At 70.9% G+C, this 14,818-nt stretch carries 19 protein-coding genes; 10 read left to right on the top strand and 9 right to left on the bottom strand.

Annotated elements, in window-relative coordinates:
* Nucleotides 1-35: 35 nt before the first annotated feature.
* On the top strand, nt 36-656 hold the full coding sequence (locus AS97_RS07800; RefSeq protein ID WP_059142997.1) for a TetR/AcrR family transcriptional regulator: 621 nt from the start codon (nt 36-38) through the stop codon (nt 654-656).
* Nucleotides 657-692: 36 nt separating this feature from the next.
* Here AS97_RS07800 and AS97_RS07795 read toward each other — a convergent pair whose 3' ends face one another.
* Complete coding sequence (locus AS97_RS07795) at nt 693-923, bottom strand: hypothetical protein (RefSeq protein ID WP_210564600.1); 231 nt, start codon at nt 921-923, stop codon at nt 693-695.
* A gap of 341 nt (nt 924-1,264) precedes the next feature.
* Nucleotides 1,265-1,861: a TetR/AcrR family transcriptional regulator gene (locus AS97_RS07790; protein WP_059142995.1), complete on the bottom strand. Its 597-nt coding sequence runs from the start codon at nt 1,859-1,861 to the stop codon at nt 1,265-1,267.
* 104 nt (nt 1,862-1,965) lie between these two features.
* Here AS97_RS07790 and AS97_RS07785 point away from each other — a divergent pair, with 104 nt between their 5' ends.
* A complete protein-coding gene (locus AS97_RS07785) occupies nt 1,966-2,421 on the top strand; it encodes a DUF1772 domain-containing protein (protein ID WP_210564599.1) in 456 nt (151 codons plus the stop codon).
* 13 nt (nt 2,422-2,434) lie between these two features.
* Here AS97_RS07785 and AS97_RS07780 read toward each other — a convergent pair whose 3' ends face one another.
* The gene (locus AS97_RS07780; protein ID WP_125759615.1) at nt 2,435-3,196 is read right to left on the bottom strand and encodes an SDR family oxidoreductase; all 762 of its coding nucleotides are present in this window, start codon (nt 3,194-3,196) and stop codon (nt 2,435-2,437) included.
* Complete coding sequence (locus tag AS97_RS07775; RefSeq protein ID WP_125759617.1) at nt 3,193-3,615, bottom strand: VOC family protein; 423 nt, start codon at nt 3,613-3,615, stop codon at nt 3,193-3,195. Before AS97_RS07775 ends, AS97_RS07780 begins: the two co-directional genes overlap by 4 nt.
* A gap of 69 nt (nt 3,616-3,684) precedes the next feature.
* On the opposite strand from AS97_RS07775, the gene AS97_RS07770 reads away from it, so the two are divergent.
* Nucleotides 3,685-4,359: a GntR family transcriptional regulator gene (locus tag AS97_RS07770; protein ID WP_210564598.1), complete on the top strand. Its 675-nt coding sequence runs from the start codon at nt 3,685-3,687 to the stop codon at nt 4,357-4,359.
* On the opposite strand, the gene AS97_RS07765 is transcribed toward AS97_RS07770, so the two are convergent.
* Complete coding sequence (locus tag AS97_RS07765) at nt 4,273-4,722, bottom strand: hypothetical protein (RefSeq protein ID WP_210567456.1); 450 nt, start codon at nt 4,720-4,722, stop codon at nt 4,273-4,275. The genes AS97_RS07770 and AS97_RS07765 overlap by 87 nt on opposite strands.
* A 13-nt stretch (nt 4,723-4,735) precedes the next feature.
* On the opposite strand from AS97_RS07765, the gene AS97_RS07760 reads away from it, so the two are divergent.
* Nucleotides 4,736-5,485: an oxidoreductase gene (locus AS97_RS07760; RefSeq protein ID WP_210567159.1), complete on the top strand. Its 750-nt coding sequence runs from the start codon at nt 4,736-4,738 to the stop codon at nt 5,483-5,485.
* 222 nt (nt 5,486-5,707) lie between these two features.
* Here the strand turns inward: AS97_RS07760 and AS97_RS07755 are convergent, their stop codons facing one another.
* Complete coding sequence (locus tag AS97_RS07755) at nt 5,708-6,505, bottom strand: helix-turn-helix transcriptional regulator (RefSeq protein WP_210564597.1); 798 nt, start codon at nt 6,503-6,505, stop codon at nt 5,708-5,710.
* A 102-nt stretch (nt 6,506-6,607) separates the two neighbouring features.
* Between AS97_RS07755 and AS97_RS07750 the strand changes: the two genes are divergently transcribed.
* Nucleotides 6,608-7,420, top strand: coding sequence for a sulfite exporter TauE/SafE family protein (locus tag AS97_RS07750; RefSeq protein ID WP_210564596.1), 813 nt, complete (start codon nt 6,608-6,610; stop codon nt 7,418-7,420).
* Nucleotides 7,421-7,475: 55 nt separating this feature from the next.
* Here AS97_RS07750 and AS97_RS07745 read toward each other — a convergent pair whose 3' ends face one another.
* Entirely contained in the window at nt 7,476-8,054 is a 579-nt protein-coding gene (locus tag AS97_RS07745; protein ID WP_059142988.1) for a TetR/AcrR family transcriptional regulator, read from the bottom strand.
* Nucleotides 8,055-8,134: 80 nt separating this feature from the next.
* Here AS97_RS07745 and AS97_RS07740 point away from each other — a divergent pair, with 80 nt between their 5' ends.
* Both AS97_RS07740 and AS97_RS07735 read left to right on the top strand, forming a co-directional pair.
* Nucleotides 8,135-8,908: an oxidoreductase gene (locus AS97_RS07740; RefSeq protein ID WP_210564595.1), complete on the top strand. Its 774-nt coding sequence runs from the start codon at nt 8,135-8,137 to the stop codon at nt 8,906-8,908.
* Nucleotides 8,909-9,266: 358 nt separating this feature from the next.
* Nucleotides 9,267-9,581: a hypothetical protein gene (locus AS97_RS07735; RefSeq protein ID WP_247204269.1), complete on the top strand. Its 315-nt coding sequence runs from the start codon at nt 9,267-9,269 to the stop codon at nt 9,579-9,581.
* Between the two features lie 317 nt (nt 9,582-9,898).
* On the opposite strand, the gene AS97_RS07730 is transcribed toward AS97_RS07735, so the two are convergent.
* On the bottom strand, nt 9,899-10,372 hold the full coding sequence (locus AS97_RS07730; protein WP_059142985.1) for a MarR family winged helix-turn-helix transcriptional regulator: 474 nt from the start codon (nt 10,370-10,372) through the stop codon (nt 9,899-9,901).
* A gap of 244 nt (nt 10,373-10,616) precedes the next feature.
* Between AS97_RS07730 and AS97_RS07725 the strand changes: the two genes are divergently transcribed.
* Entirely contained in the window at nt 10,617-11,549 is a 933-nt protein-coding gene (locus tag AS97_RS07725) for an NADP-dependent oxidoreductase (RefSeq protein ID WP_086710591.1), read from the top strand.
* Nucleotides 11,550-11,723: 174 nt separating this feature from the next.
* Complete coding sequence (locus AS97_RS07720; protein WP_059142983.1) at nt 11,724-12,128, top strand: arginase family protein; 405 nt, start codon at nt 11,724-11,726, stop codon at nt 12,126-12,128.
* Between the two features lie 547 nt (nt 12,129-12,675).
* Here the strand turns inward: AS97_RS07720 and AS97_RS07715 are convergent.
* The gene (locus AS97_RS07715) at nt 12,676-13,290 is read right to left on the bottom strand and encodes a dihydrofolate reductase family protein (RefSeq protein ID WP_210564594.1); all 615 of its coding nucleotides are present in this window, start codon (nt 13,288-13,290) and stop codon (nt 12,676-12,678) included.
* A gap of 181 nt (nt 13,291-13,471) precedes the next feature.
* Here AS97_RS07715 and AS97_RS07710 point away from each other — a divergent pair, with 181 nt between their 5' ends.
* On the top strand, nt 13,472-14,593 hold the full coding sequence (locus tag AS97_RS07710) for an ABC transporter substrate-binding protein (protein WP_210564593.1): 1,122 nt from the start codon (nt 13,472-13,474) through the stop codon (nt 14,591-14,593).
* Nucleotides 14,594-14,818: the final 225 nt, after the last annotated feature.

The following is a 14,818-nucleotide window of genomic DNA, read 5'->3' as shown; positions in this document are numbered from 1 at the left end:
CCTGGGTATAGACGATCGGTCGTACACTTGCCGCCATGGGACGCACCAGTGATGCGAAGGAGAAGATCCTCAACGCCGCGCATTCGCTCATCGAACTGCGGGGCTATTCGGCGCTGGGCGTCGCCGAGATCTGCAAGGCGGCCGACGTTCCCAAGGGCAGCTTCTACTACTTCTTCGAGTCGAAGGAGGCGCTTGCCCTGGCCGTCCTCGACGAGCACTGGCACACGCAGCGCGGTCAGTGGGCCCGGGCCCTGGAGGACGACGCGGAGCCGCTGTCGCGGCTGCGCCGGCTGTTCGAGCAGACCCAGGCCGGTCTGCGCGCGGGCCAGCAGAGCTGTGGAACGGTCTCCGGGTGCATGTTCGGCAACCTCACCCTGGAACTGAGCAATCAGACCGAGCCCATCCGCGCACGCCTTCAGCAGATCTTCGACGCCCAGGTGGAGATGGTCGATACGGTCATCGCCGAAGCCCGGGAGCGCGGGGAGGTCACCGTCGGCGACACCCGTGACGCCGCCCGGTCGGTCGTCGCTCAGCTCGAGGGCCAGGTGCTGTTCGCCAAGCTGTACAACAACACCCAGCACCTCGAAGCCCTGTGGGAGAACTGCCTGGCGCTGCTTTCCGCACGCCCGACGGGCATGGCGGCCGTCCGCTCCTGAGCGGTCCGGGCGTGACCGAGGCCCGCGGGCGCCTGGTCAGCGCCGGTCGGCAGGGGCCGGATCGGTGCCGGCGAGCGTGGCGTGCTCCCGCGGTGGCGCGACCGGCCGGGGCCGGTGGCCGGGGCACGGCTTGGTACAGGCGTAGTACCCCACCGCGCCCACGACGAGCCCGATGGGCCAGGACAGATCGGCGCCGCCGAGGGACCACACCAGCGGGCCGACGTAGACGCTGCTGTTGATGAAGGCAGTCCGGCGCCGAATCGGCATGGGGTCGGCGAAGCATAGGCCAGGCCCGCCTGGGACGCCGCCCGGTCCAGGATCACGCGCGCCGGGTGCTCCCGGGGCAGCAGCAACAGGTTCTCGGTGACCAGCTCGGTGATCGTGTTCGCATGTCGGCCCTCGGTCGCCCAGCGGTGGCCGGGGGCGACATAGGCCCGCAGCGGAAGGTCGGTCAGCAGGCGCCAGGTCAGCGTCGGGTAGTCGGCCGGCCCCGCGGTGCCTCGCCGGGTTCGCCGCGACGTACGTCCACGACACCGCTTGGCGAACCGGGCCGGGGTCGCCGGGCGGGCCGAGCCGATCGGTCACGCTTCGCGTCCGTGGCGGGGGTGTCAGGCGGCGTCCCGCGGGCCTCGGCGGGGGATGAAGCGGTCGATCAGGAGGGCGAGGCGCTGGGGCACTTGGTCGGCGGGCATGCGTCCGGCACGGGTGAGGGTGACCAGTCCGTGCAGCGCCGCCCAGAACGTCTCGACGAACAACCCCGGTGCATCGGAGCCCGCGTGGTCCTGGAGAGGGTCCAGCAGGGCCTGGTACCCCTCGCGCAGGGGGGCGGGCGTGGCCTCGTCGGCGAAGGGCAGGCCGTTGTCGAGGCTGAACATCGCGTCGTACAAGGCGGGGTTGCGCTCGGCGAAGTCGGTGTAGGCGTGGGCCAGCGCGGTCACCGCCTCCCGGTCGACCGGCCCCTCCGGCACCGCGGCGCGCAACGCGGCGGTCAGCTCGGCGAAACCCTCCAGCGCGACCGCTCCCACGATCTCGTTCCTGCTCCGGAAGTGGCTGTAGAGCACGGGCTGGCTGTACTCGATCCGCTCGGCGAGCCGGCGCGTGGTGACCGCGTCCCAGCCGTGGGTCTCGGCGAGTTCGCGGGCCGTTGAGACGATCAGTTTGTGGCGGTTGGCCCGCTCACGTGCCTTGCGTTCGTGTACCGACATGGCCCGATTCTAGCATCGCTAGACAATCGTGCGTCGGCAGGTCTATCGTCGCACCAGATTCTAGCGGTGCTAGGAATCAATGCTGGGAAAACCTTGGAGGGGACATGCGGGACGTACTGGCAGTCGTCACGGTCGTCGTGGTCGGGGTGATGGTGGGCGTGGAGTTCTCTGTCGCGGCGTTCGTCAACCCGATCCTCGACCGGCTCCCGGACGACGGCGGACTCGACGCTCGCAGCGACGGGGCGCGCGTCCTGGGCAGGGTCATGCCGTTCTGGTACATCGGCTCGGTCGTCCTCGGCGCGGTGTGGGCCGCGGTGACGTGGGGTGACGCGGGCGCGTCGTTCATCGCCGCGGGCACGCTCCTGCTCGTACTGAGCGTGGTGATGTCGGTCCTCCTGCTCGTGCCGATCAATTCGCGGGTCGCGACCTGGTCGCGCGAGGGCGTGCCCGCGGACTGGAAGCAGCAGGTGGGACGGTGGGACCGGTTTCACTACGTTCGGGTGGGCGTCATCGTGCTCGCCTTCACGCTGCTCGCCGTCGCCCTCGGCCGGGCCGTATGACCGAGGTGCTGTCTCAGGTCCGGAGGTAGGACGCGCCGTTGAGGTCGAGCACGGCTCCGGAGGACCACGCGGCCTCCGGTGAGGCCAGGTACAGCACGGCGGCGGCGACTTCCTCGGGCGTCCCGACCCGCCCGAACGGGCTCTGGCCCCGTAGCCCGTCCCCGGCCGGACCGGCCATCTTGGCGGCCTGCCGTTCGGTCGCGACGAACCCGGGGGCCACGGACGCCACCGCGATCCCGTGCGGCGCCAGCGTGACGGCCATCGATTGCCCGAAAGCGTGCAGCGCGGCCTTGCTCGCGCCGTACGCCGGGAAGTCGGGCTCGCCCCGGAAGGCACCGCGGGAACCGATGTTGACGATGCTTCCGGTCGCGCCGCGGTCGATGAGATGCCGGGCGACGCAGTAGGTCATGTTCGCCGCGCCGAGCAGATTGACATCGATCATGCGGTGCCAGATCCGCTGCCAGTCCGGGTAGGACACATCGGCCACGGAGTGCCGGTTGCCGGTGGACGGCGCGATGGCCGCGTTGTTGACCAGCACATCGACCCCGCCCAGCGTCCGCACGGCCTGCTCGACGATGTCCTGCGCCGCTCGTGGCTCACCGAGATCGCCGCCGAACAGACCATGGCCGGAGCCGGGCAAGCCCCGCAAGGTGTCCTCGGCATCCGCGAGACCGGTGGCGTAGTGCACCCCCACGCGGTCGCCGCGCTCGGCGAACGCATGGGCCACGGCACGGCCGATGCCCCGCGACGCCCCTGTGACCAGCACCCGCCTCATCGCGCGAACACCTTCGACTCGTCACGGAACGCCTTGAACTCCAGCGCGTTGCCGGCCGGATCGTGGAGGAACATCGTCCACTGCTCCGCCGGCTCGCCCCGGAAGCGAAGGCAGGGCTCGATGACGAAGCCGGTGCCCGCCGCACGGAGTCGGTCGGCGAGCGCGTGGAAGTCCCCGGTCGACAGCAGCAGCCCGAAGTGCGGAATCGGCACCTCCTGCCCGTCGACCGAGCTGGTCCCGGTGGACACGGGGCCGCCGGGGACCACATGGGTCACCAGTTGATGGCCGTGCAGGTCCCAATCGACCCACTGGCCGGTGGAACGCCCCTCCGCAAGCCCGAGGACGCCTCCGTAGAACCGGCGTGCGGCATCCAGATCATCCACGGGTATGGCCAGATGCACGGCAGGACGCACAGACATGGAGCGGCTCCCTCGGCTCGGATGGCTTCAGACCTTGCAGCACCGCACATCCCAATGTCAACATTCGACATGCCCACCGCACCGCTCCCCAAAGCCAGCCGCCGCGGACTGGCACAAGAGGCCGCCGACCTCATCCGCGAGGCGATCTTCGCCGGCCACTTCCCGCCCGGATCGCCGCTGCGCGAGGTCGAACTCGCCGCCTCATTGGGGGTCAGCCGCGGATCGGTACGCGAAGGACTCGCCTTCCTCGAACGCGAAGGGCTGGTCCGGAGCGCCTGGCACCGTGGCACCACCGTCATCGACGTCACCGAGCAGGACGTCGAGGAGGTCTACGCGGTGCGCGCCGCCCTCGACCGCCTCGCGGCGACGAGCGCGCAGGGCAACGCGACCGCCGATCAGCTGACCGAGTTGGACACGCTGGTCCAGGCGATGGCGGAGGAGATCGGCGGCGAGGCGTCCGGCGCGCGGCTGCTCGCGCTCGACATCGCCTTCCACGACGTGATCTACGCGGCCTCGAACAACCGCAGGCTCGGCGCGGCATGGCGCGCCGTACGCTCACAGATCTATCTCTTCCAGCTCCGCCGTATCGCCCTCGGCTACGAGCACTACCGTGCCCGGGTGGTGGACGAGCACCATGAACTGGCGACGCTCCTGCGCTCAGGCGACCGCGAGACCCTGGCCCGGCGCGCTGAAGAACACGTCGACTCCGCCCGCCGCAGTCTCCTCACCGGACTGCACCCCTGAACGGCTCGGATCGTGATCCGCCGGGCGGCGGCGGGGAGACTCCTTCCAGGACCCGGTCTCGGGTGCGATCAGTGAGCGGGCCACCGCGAGCGCCGCTGCGTGGCGCTCCGCCTGCCGACCGCCCAGTTCGCGTCCGCGTGCCGCGGCCATGATCACAGCGGACAGGGCCAGCCGTCCGCGCAGCATGCCCTCGGGCCCTTCGCCGGTGGCCAGTGCGCGGGTCAGGTCGCCCAGCCGCTGCTGGAGTGTGCGCGCGGCGGCCAGGCCCCACGGGGCGTGCTCGTTGACCTGGGCGCGCACCAGCGAGGCACCGTGCTCGCCACGGACCAGGGCGTCGAACTCCTCGACGGCTTGCCTACCCACTGGTGGGAGCGGGATCGACGGGTCCTCGCCGATCCTCGACGAAGAGCTTGCGGGGCGGCGCGCGCTGGTCACGGGCGGCAGCCGCGGGCTCGGCGCGGCGATCGTGCGGCGACTCGCCGCGGCGGGCGCGACCGTGTTCGCGGCAGCCAGATCGGCGCCGCCCGAGGGCTCGCTGCCCGCGCGGTTCTTCACCGCGGACCTCGCGGACCCCGACGGAGCGCGGCAGTTGGCCAAGCGGGTGCGCGACGCCGTTGGCGGGGTGGACATCCTCGTCGACAACGCCGGCGCCGGCAGCGCCCCGGAGAACACGCTGACCCGGCCACCGGCAACCTGGCAGGCGGACCTCGAGAGCAATCTGCTGGCCGCGGCCCGGCTGGACCAGGAGCTGGTCCCGGGCATGGTGGAGCGCGGCTCGGGGGTCGTGGTGCGGGTCTCGTCCATCGCAAGCCATCTGCCGCAGCCGGGCCAGGCCGCCTACGGGGCGGCCAAGGCCGCGCTGAACAGCTACAGCCGCTCGCTCGCGGCCGAGGTCGGCCCGGCCGGGGTACGGGTGGTGTGCGTGCTGCCGGGCTTCATCGCCACCCCGGGGGTGATCGCGCACCATCAGAAGATCGCCGACAGCCAGGGGGTTTCGCTGCAGGAGGCGCAGCGCGGCCTCGCGGAGCGCCTGAACGTGCCGATGAACCGGCCCGGAACCCCTGAGGGCGCCGCCGAGTTGGTCGCGTTCCTGGTGTCGGAGCGGGCGCGCTGGCTCACCGGATAGCGGTTCCGCGTCGATGGAGGCATCCTCACCCAGGTGTAGCCCCACCGGCGCCACCAGAGTGGCCCAGGGCCCCCGACCTGCTCCGCCGACTCGCCACCGTGAACCCCGGGAGGTTTCGCGGAGGGCTGGGCGACTGGCCGATGTATCCGGCGGTCCCCTATCTGCGGCGGTCCGGCCGCAGGGAGCAGGCGCTCGCGCGGGCGCAGGAAGCCGTGGACATCTTCACCGCGCGCCCCGGTCGCCGAGGCCCGTGGCGTCGGGGCTCCGGTACGCCGTCGGCGGTTGGCCGAGGAGCTTCTTGAACGCGGCCGTGTAGGCCGCGGGGTTGTCGTAGCCGAGCTGGGCCGCTATGCGTGTGACGGGCATGCCCGCGGTGAGGTGCTGAAGGGAGTGCAGGACGCAGGCGCGCTGCCGCCACTGCGAGAAGCTCAGACCGGTGCCGCGCTGGAACAGGCGGGCGAGGGTGCGTTCGCTGATATTGAGGGCAGCGCACCAGCGGGCGGGCGGGTCATGGATGTCCGGCTTCCGCAGGAACGCCTCGCACAGGCCACGCAGCCGCGGATCGGAGGGCAGCGGCACATCGAGCGGCAGCGGGGTGAGGTTCTTGAGCTCGTGGAGGATGAGGGCCGCCACCGCCGCGTCGCGGCTGTGCTCGGGGTAGCGCGGCTCCATCTCGACGGCCTCCAGGATCAGCGCCCGCAGCAGCGCGGAGACATCGACGGCCTGACAGCGGGCGGGAAACCACGGCACGGCGGCGGGCTCGATGTAGAGGCTCCGGGTGCTGACGCCCGTCATCGTGACCTGATGCCCGGTCATGGGCGGGATCAGCACGGCGCGGGCGGTGGGTATCGTCCAGCTGCCGTCCGCCGTCTCGACCCGCATCACCCCGGTGGCCGCGTACAGCACCTGGGCGCGGCGGTGCTCATGCCGGACGAGCAGATGGTCCTGGGGGTAGTCGGTGCCGATGGCCAGCACGGCACGATCGAGGTCGTCCACGTCCGCGACCCGGATGTTGCGCATACCGCGAGGCTACGCGGGACCGCCCGCCCCTGTCTGCTGCGCGTAGGAACATGGCGATCCGTCGATTGCCCGCCACGCCTGCCGGTCAATAGCGTCTGACCAGTGCTGACCTCGTTCTCCACTCTTCTGTTCCTCGGGTGCCTGACCGGCATCACGACGGTGCTCTTCGGCTTCGGCGGCGGTTTCATCACGGTCCCCGTCGTCTACGGCGTCCTGACCGTGACGGCGGCTCCGGGAAAGGACGCGGACGCCATGCACATCGCCGTGGCGACCTCGGCAGCGGTCATGGTCGTCAATGCCGCCGCGGCGGCGCTGGCCCAGTGGCGGCAGGGCCGGCTGCGCCGCGCCTACGTCTGGCCGCTGGCGGCGTTCATCGCGGTCGGCGCCGTCGCCGGATCCTTCGCGGCCACCTTGATCGGTGGTACGGCGCTGCGCCTGCTGTTCGCCGCCTATCTGCTGGTGACGATCGCCGACAGCCTGCTGAGGAAGGGCTTCCTCTCCGTGGCGCATCAAACCCGTCCGGAGCCCCTGGGGCGGCGCACCACCACCCTCGGCGGCGTAGGCATCGGCCTGGTGGCCGCTGGCCTGGGGGTGGGCGGCAGCGTCATGACGGTTCCGCTGCTGCGCCGCAGGGGTCTTCCCATGGCCGAGGCGACCGCCATGGCCAACCCCCTCAGCGTCCCCGTCGCCCTGGCCGGAACCCTCGTCTACGCCCTCGCCCCCGCCACATCCGCCGGCCCGGGACAGCTTGGCTACGTCGATCTCACCGCGGGCGCCGCCCTGCTCATCGGATCACTGCCGACCATCGCCGTGGCGAGGCGCGTCACCGGCCGGGTCCCGGACCGGGTCCACTCCGTCGCCTACGTCGTCCTGCTCCTGATCGTGCTGGTCGTGATGGTGGCCATCGGGGTCTGACGCGTCCGACGCGCCGGTCTCCCGGACAGGTCTCGTCGGCGCGAGGCGCGGCGGCTCAGCTCGCGTTCCGCGCGCCGAACCGCAGGCCGTCGAAGAGGATCGCCGTGATCTGCGCGGCCTCGTCCTGCCAGCCCTCCGTGGTGTGCATTCCGCAGATGCCTCCCAGCGCGCGCAGCAGTGTGCGTCCGCTGACGCCGCGACGGATGGTGCCGGCCGCTGCGCCCGCCTCGAGCAGCTGATGGAGAGCCCGCGCCATCCGCGTGCGGGCGTCATCGAAGATCGGTGAGTCCGTCGCCATGATGCTCTCCAGCGCGACGGCCATTCCCTTGCCCACGGCGGCGTGGTCCACGAGCAGCAGCAGGAAGTGGCGCAGGGCCTCGTCCGGGGCATGCAGGCCGAGGAGTTCCGCGGGTGCGGCGCACAGCTCGTCGACCTCCTGGCGGTAGACCTCCTCGATGAGGGCTTCGCGTGTCTCGAAGTGGCGGTAGAGCGTCCCGACCGCCACTCCGGCCCGCCGGGCGATCTCTTCCACGTGGGCGTCGGCCTCGCCGGTGAGGAACGCCTCCCGCGCCGTGGCCAGCAGCGCTTCGCGGTTGCGGCGCGCATCGGCGCGCATCGGACGTGACGACGGCAACAGTGCCTCCGTAAGGTGAGTCGGGTTCCGGTTATGTATAGTTTCCGGAGTCGGGTTCACCTTACTGGAGGGGCACTCTCATGACAGTTCCCAAAGAGGAGTTCAGCGGCCTTCGTGTGCTGGTCACAGGAGGCAGCCGCGGTCTGGGCGAGGCCACCGCCCGTCGATTCGCCGCCGCGGGCGCGACGGTGCTGACCGCCTCGCGCAGCGCGCCTCCGGAGGATCTGCCGGCCACCTTCATCCCCGCGGACCTCGCGACGGATCAAGGAGCGGCGGAGCTCGGCCGACGGGTCATCGACAGCGTGGGCGGGGTGGATGTCCTGGTCAACAACGCGGCCGCCGCGAGCGCCCCGATGCCCACCTTGAAGCGGTCCGACGCGTCGTGGCGTGCGGACCTCGAGATGAACCTGCTCAGCGCCGTCCGGCTCGACCGGGCCCTGGTTCCCGGGATGGTCGAGCGGGGTTCCGGCGTCGTCGTGCACGTCTCGTCGATCGCGAGCCGTCTGCCGCAGCGCACCGAAGCGTCCTACGCGGCGGCCAAGGCGGCGCTCAACGCCTACAGTCGCGAGCTGGCGACCGAAGTGGGAGAGCACGGAGTGCGGGTGGTGTGTGTGCTGCCGGGCTTTGTGGCCACTGAGGGCGCCGTCCAGCACCTCCAGCACATCGCCGACCGGCAGGGCGTCGGCGTGGCGGAGGTCCAGCAGCAGATCGTGGATCACCTCAAGGTGCCGATGGGCCGGCCCGGCGATCCCGAGGACGTGGCGGAGATGATCGCCTTCCTCGCGTCCGGCCGCGCGAAGTGGCTCACGGGAGCCCAGTTCCGGGTGGACGGCGGCATCATCCCCGTGGCGTAGGCCGAGGGCCGGGCCCGTCCGTCGTCTTCCTCCATGCCGGATTCCTGACCGGCCGTTCGGGTAGCAGCCTGAACAGCCGGCCAGGGGTGTTGCCCGCCACGCCGGTCCGGCGGGTCCTCAGCGCGTGTCGTTCCCCGGGTCCTTGTCACAGACCGTGCTCCGAGTGCGAACTCCATGGTGTTCGCACCGCGACGAGCAGCCAGACTCCTCTACCACATCGTTCGGTTTTGCCGAACGATGGCTTCGGCGATCCGCAGTTGATCAGCCCCTCGCGTGGGACCGAGTATGGGCGTCACATCCGATCACCGCGACCGGGATCGATGACCCCGCCGCGGCCTCGTAGCCCGAGGGAGACAGTGTGACCGAGACCGGTGGGCGGCGGCCGCGACGGGCCTGGATCGCGCGGCTGGGGCCGCGGGGTGAGGTCGACGTGGACCGAGCGGCGAGCCCGCGCGCGGTCGTCGAGGACGCCGTCGCGCGCGTCGGTGCGGACCCCGTGCGCTGGGCGATCGAGCTGAATTCCGTGGTCGTGCGGCGGATCGTCGGCGAGGTGCCGGTCCTCGGCGGGAGCCCGGCCGCGGTCGAGCTGCTCCGCAGAGGCAATGAAGCGACCACCCTGCGGGCGCTGTTCACCCTGGTGGAAGGCCCGGCAGCCGCCCCCGCCCACCGATGAGGCGATCCTGGAGGGCATCCACGAGTGCGTCCATCGGGCCGTACCGCTCGAGCGGGTGTTGCACGGCGTCCGGATCGGGCATGCGGCAACGACCGAGGCGTTCGCCGCCATCGCGCTGTTGGCCACCGATCTCGACGCGGCCGGTGACTTCGTACGACATGAACTCGGTGGGCTCGCCACCCGCAGTGCGTCGGAACCGCTTGGATGCCATCAGCTTCCTGCCGGCCCTGTGGCGGAACAAGCGCGAGTTTCCGAGCGCACCGATCGGCTGAGCCGAACCATCCATGGAACGACAGCGTCTGGGCGTCGGACGAGGCTCACCCTCCTTCGACTTCTTGGCGCACGGTGGCGGCGATGCGGGTGAGTGCGGCGCTGAGGTGGCGGCGTTGAGCGGCGCTGAGCGGATCGAAGACGAGTCGCTTCACCTGCGCAACGTGTTCCGGCGCGCTCGCCACGACCTTCTGCCGGCCGATGTCGGTCAGTGTGGCGAGGGTGTACCGGCCGTCGGTGGGGTCGGGGCGGCGGACGACCCAATCGCGGGATTCGAAGCGGTCCATCACCTTCGACAGGCGAGGCTGCGTGCTGTCGCAGTCCCGGGCCAGGTCGCTGAGTCGCATGGTGGCCTCGTCGGACATGGACAGCCGGGCCAGAACGCCGTACTCGAAGTTGGAGATGCCCGCATCGCGTTGCAGTTGACGGTCGAGGGCCGCCGGAAGTGCGATGACGACGGTGAGCAGGGCCTGCCACAGTTCTTGCTGATCGTCGTCGAGCCAGGGTGATGAGGTGTCCATACCCCACATCCTACTTGCCTGGGCAACTCAGATGACTTGCCCAGGCAACTCAATCGGGGTTACGTTTGATTTGCCTGGGCAAGTCAACGGACGACTTCGGAGCCGGTGACGGCCGACTTTCCCCGAACTCGCCGCTGAGACCGCGGCATTCGACGAATGCGCCGTGGACGCTCTCGCCCAACACCGATACGCCGATACGCCACACCGCCACACCGCCACACCGACACACACAAGAGGAAATGCCATGAAGGCAGTGCGCTACCACGACTTCGGCAGCAGCGAGGTCCTGCGCTACGAGGACATCGAGCGTCCGGCCCCCGCCACCGGGCAGGTGCTGGTACGGGTCGCGGCCACGTCGTTCAACCCGGTCGACGACCACATCCGCGCCGGAGCCCTGAACGCGATGCTCCCCATCGCTCTCCCGCACGTGCCCGGGATCGACCTGGCGGGCACGGTCGCCGAACTCGGCGCGGGGGTGACCGGCGTGGAGGTGGGCGACCGGATCGTGGCCATGCTGCCCCTCGACGCCGTGGGCGCGGCCGCCGAGTACGTGCTCGCCCCGGCCGAGGCCCTGGTCGCGGCGCCCCGGTCGATCGACCTGGTCGACGCCGCGGCGCTGCCTCTTACTGGCCTGTCGGCCTGGCAGGTGTTGTTCGGGCTCGCCGGACTGAAGCGCGGGCAGACCCTCCTGGTCAACGGGGCAGGGGGCGCGGTGGGCAGTCTCGCGGTCCAGCTCGCCGTGGACGCGGGAGCGCATGTGACGGCGGCCGCCAGTCCGCGGCACGCCGAGCGCCTTCAGAGCTACGGCGCCCGGGTCGTCGACCGCCTCGATCTCGCCGCGGGCCCCGCCGCGGTCGGTGGTCCCTTCGAGGTGCTGCTGAACCATGTGCGCGGCACCGAGGACGAGGCCGCGCGGCTGTCGCGCTATGTCGCCGACGGCGGCGTGGCCGCCAGCACAGCGGGTCCGATACCGGAGGATCCCGCCCGCTCGGTACGCAGCGCCGGCCTGTGGGTCCGCAGCGACGCCACCCAGCTGACCGAGCTGGTGGCCAGGGTCGACGACGCTCGGCTCCGCCTCCACATCGCCGACCGCCGCCCGGTGGCCGAGTCGCGTGCCGTGCATGACGACTCCGCCGCCGGGCGACTGCCCGGCAAGACCGTCCTGATCGCCCCCTGATCGCACCGGCCGGGACGCCCGCCGTTCGTTCCCCGGCCGAGTACCAGCACCAGCTCCTCGGCACCATGACGTTCGACGCGGTGCCATGCATGGAGCCGTCCCAGGACTTCATCAAGGCGGGCGCGACCGAAATCTGGGAGCGTATCAATCCCAACCACGACGCCCACCCGACGCATGTCCACCTCGTCAACGGCGCAGGTCGAGTTGGGCACCGCGGTGGCGTACGAACACGTCTACTGGGATCAAGCCGCCGTGCTCGCCCAGGTCGGCCTGCTGGACCGCGCGCTCGGTGGCGAGTGCGCGGTCAGCGTGGCCCCGTTCGCCGAACTCGCCCGCCGCTACGGCGACGAGCTGGCCGTCATCTGGATCGACTCCCACCCCGACATCGGCACCCCCGGAGCGGGTCCGCGCGGTAGCGACCCGCTTCGGCGAGCGTGCCCACGCCATTCAGGGCAGCGGGCGCCCGCCGCCAGGCATCGCCACCCGCCCGAAAATCAGTGGAGCCGCACTCCCGTGTGCCGTTACGGTGCTCCCGCCCACAGTCACTCTGTCAAGGACATGCCGTTGTACACCAAGTGAGACCCCCCAAGCGCTGATCCGTCGCGCGTCGCACCTGTGCGCCGTGCTCCTTTTCGCTGCGGTCTTCTCACTGGAAGCGGTGTAACTCTGTGTCCAAGAACTGGGCTGTCGTGCCCACCTGCCTGCCGATCGTTCTCCGCCGTTGCCACAGGTGTGCCTCCGGGCACTTCCGGGCGAACGACACGTTCCGCGTCCATGCGGACCACGAGTTCCGCAACCCCTGGCTCCCCGCGCTGTGGCGTTCCGTACAACCCGAGCTCCTGACCATGTCGCACGACAACGACCCCGGCCTGGTAACCGGACTGCTCCCGGGCCCGGTCGTACGGCGCCACGCGGTGCGCGGCTCGGGCCGAGCCGATCGGCCGGCCTGGCAGTCGCCGTACGGCCCGCCGCCGCACCGGACACACCGCGGCCGGTGGGCGCCTGTGCCGGGGTTGGCCAACTCTCAGTCCGCTTCGCGGCGTGGATATCTGTGCGGCCGGTGCGACTGATCGCCGAAGGCTTCGGCTGGGAGGCGCCCGCTTCCCGTCAGCTCCGGTCCTAGGCGTCAGCGGACGTCGTAGGTCAGGTGTGTCACGGTCGATGTCGAGGTCACGCTCCGCTGCACCAGCGTGCGTGGCGCGCCGCCGGTGAACAGTGGCGTCCCGCTGCCCAGTACGACGGGGGCGAGGTGCAGCGTCAGCTCGTCGACCAGACCGGCGGCGAGCGCCGAGCCGATCGTGGCGCCGCCGCCCATGAGGAAGGCGTCGAGGTCCTTGCCGCTGGTGGACGACGCCGCCTCGGCGCGCTCGCGCGCGGCGGTGACGGCGGCGGGCAGGCCGGTGGTGACGAACGTCCAGTCGAGGTCGGTGAGCCGCACCGTCTCCGGCGGTGAGCTCGTCACGACGATGAACGCGGGCTTGCCGACCTCGCCGGCGCCGTAGCCGGTCGTGTCGTCCCAGCCGTTCGGTCCGTCGACGATGTCGAAGAGCCGGCGGCCGAGGACGACGGCGCCCGAGCGGGCGGTGGCCTCGTGCAGGATCCGGCGGTCGTCGGGGTCCTCGGAGAACGCCCAGGTGTGCAGGGCCTCGCCACCGGTGCCCAGACCGTTGTCCGGGCCGGGGTCGGGCCCGGTGACGAAGCCGTCGAGGGAGACCGAGATGTCAGCGACGATTCGAGTCATGTCAGGGCAGACCCGATCGGCCGCCTGAATTCATCGTTCACGCGTGCAGCCTCTCGCCGCCGTCGGGGGAGGGGCCGCTTGCGGGGCCGCGTAGTGAGGCTCGGCCACGCTCGGTGCCACTGACGATCACTCTGCGATCCTGGCGACCGCAACCGAATCGTCGCGCGGGAGACGCCAGCACATGAATACGCCACCATCACCACCAACCCCGCTTGGAGCGGGACGGACCGACGGGTCAGCCGTGCAGATCGGCGCTCTCGTTCCGCTGACTCGGCCTGGTTGGGTCGGGGCAGGTCAACACCTGCTCGCTGGGCTTGAGTTGGCCGTTCGCGACGTCAATGACGGCGGCGGGATCGCCGGAAGACCGCTCGAGCTGGTGGTCCGGGACACCGCGGCTGATCCACAGAGAGCCGCGGTGGCCGTCGACGAATTGGCTCGCCTCGGCGTGGCCGCCTTGGCGGGGGAGTATCACAGCGTCGTCGCCCGTGCCGCTGCCGCCAGGGCCGACGCCCTCGGCCTGCCGTTCCTCTGCTCGTCAGCGGTTCTCGACGCGCTCACCGAACAGCCGACGGACTGGGTCGCGCGCCTCGCCCCGGCGCAGTCCCACGGCTGGCAGATCTTCGCGGACTTCCTCCTCGGTGCGGGCCACAGCCGAATCGCCGTAGCGGCCCAGCCGAGTGTCTACTGGGCATCCGGGACCCGCATTCTGCGGGACTATCTCGCGCCGCGCGGCGGCACCGTCGTCGAACTCGGCATAAGCTCGCTCACCCCCACGGCGGTGTGCGACGAACTCGTCGAACACGGCGCGACAGCGCTCCTGCTTCTGGTCGGCCACCCCGAGCCGGCCGTGTCGATCGTCAAGGCCGTCCGCCGCGACGAGCGCCTCGCCGAGGTGATGATGGGTGCTCCGGCCGGGCAACCGGAGTTCGCCGAATGGGCGACGTTGCTGGGCGGCGACGGCGCCGCGATCCCGTTCCTGCGCTATCTGCCCGAGCGCCCCGGCCCACTCGGTGCACGAGTCGAGACGGCTCTCCGCGAGCGGCTGGCCGAAGCGCCCTCCTTCGTCGCCTTCGAGGGTTACGACACGATCGCCGTACTCGCCGAGGTGCTGCGTTCGCACGGCGTGGACTGGGCGCGCACTGCCGAAGCCTGGCCGCGCGTCGCGGTCGAGGGCACCCGCGGGCAGATCCAGTTCTCCCGCACGCCGGGCATCAGCGTGTGGCAATGGGCTTGGACGCCCGTCCAGGTCGTTGATCGGGATCCGGCGGACCCCGCTCGACTTCGGGTCCTCCACGCCGGCTGAGAGGGCACGGAGCAAGGACGTGACCCGGCCGTCCCTCACCGAAATGTTGAACATCACATGCGAGAAATCAAGGGTTTCTAGTTGGCAGCTTAACAAACTCAAGGTATAAGGCGGGTCGCGTCAACGTCCGGGTCCCGCTGCAGCTGCTGCGCGCCGGGGTCCGGCTCACAAGCCTCATCCCGCCGCAGGCGCTCACCCGGGTCAACGCGGAGCTGAACAAGTCAG

This window comes from Streptomyces sp. AgN23, from assembly GCF_001598115.1.
In the GTDB taxonomy this organism is placed as follows: domain Bacteria; phylum Actinomycetota; class Actinomycetes; order Streptomycetales; family Streptomycetaceae; genus Streptomyces; species Streptomyces antimycoticus.
This window is presented reverse-complemented; position numbering and strand designations above follow the sequence as displayed.

Coding starts and splice junctions, on each gene's coding strand:
- AS97_RS07800 (WP_059142997.1), top strand. CDS start 36: ATGGGACGCACCAGTGATGCGAAGGAGAAGATCCTCAACGCCGCGCAT.
- AS97_RS07795 (WP_210564600.1), bottom strand. CDS start 923: ATGCCGATTCGGCGCCGGACTGCCTTCATCAACAGCAGCGTCTACGTC.
- AS97_RS07790 (WP_059142995.1), bottom strand. CDS start 1,861: ATGTCGGTACACGAACGCAAGGCACGTGAGCGGGCCAACCGCCACAAA.
- AS97_RS07785 (WP_210564599.1), top strand. CDS start 1,966: ATGCGGGACGTACTGGCAGTCGTCACGGTCGTCGTGGTCGGGGTGATG.
- AS97_RS07780 (WP_125759615.1), bottom strand. CDS start 3,196: ATGAGGCGGGTGCTGGTCACAGGGGCGTCGCGGGGCATCGGCCGTGCC.
- AS97_RS07775 (WP_125759617.1), bottom strand. CDS start 3,615: ATGTCTGTGCGTCCTGCCGTGCATCTGGCCATACCCGTGGATGATCTG.
- AS97_RS07770 (WP_210564598.1), top strand. CDS start 3,685: ATGCCCACCGCACCGCTCCCCAAAGCCAGCCGCCGCGGACTGGCACAA.
- AS97_RS07755 (WP_210564597.1), bottom strand. CDS start 6,505: ATGCGCAACATCCGGGTCGCGGACGTGGACGACCTCGATCGTGCCGTG.
- AS97_RS07740 (WP_210564595.1), top strand. CDS start 8,135: ATGACAGTTCCCAAAGAGGAGTTCAGCGGCCTTCGTGTGCTGGTCACA.
- AS97_RS07730 (WP_059142985.1), bottom strand. CDS start 10,372: ATGGACACCTCATCACCCTGGCTCGACGACGATCAGCAAGAACTGTGG.
- AS97_RS07725 (WP_086710591.1), top strand. CDS start 10,617: ATGAAGGCAGTGCGCTACCACGACTTCGGCAGCAGCGAGGTCCTGCGC.
- AS97_RS07720 (WP_059142983.1), top strand. CDS start 11,724: ATGTCCACCTCGTCAACGGCGCAGGTCGAGTTGGGCACCGCGGTGGCG.
- AS97_RS07715 (WP_210564594.1), bottom strand. CDS start 13,290: ATGACTCGAATCGTCGCTGACATCTCGGTCTCCCTCGACGGCTTCGTC.
- AS97_RS07710 (WP_210564593.1), top strand. CDS start 13,472: ATGAATACGCCACCATCACCACCAACCCCGCTTGGAGCGGGACGGACC.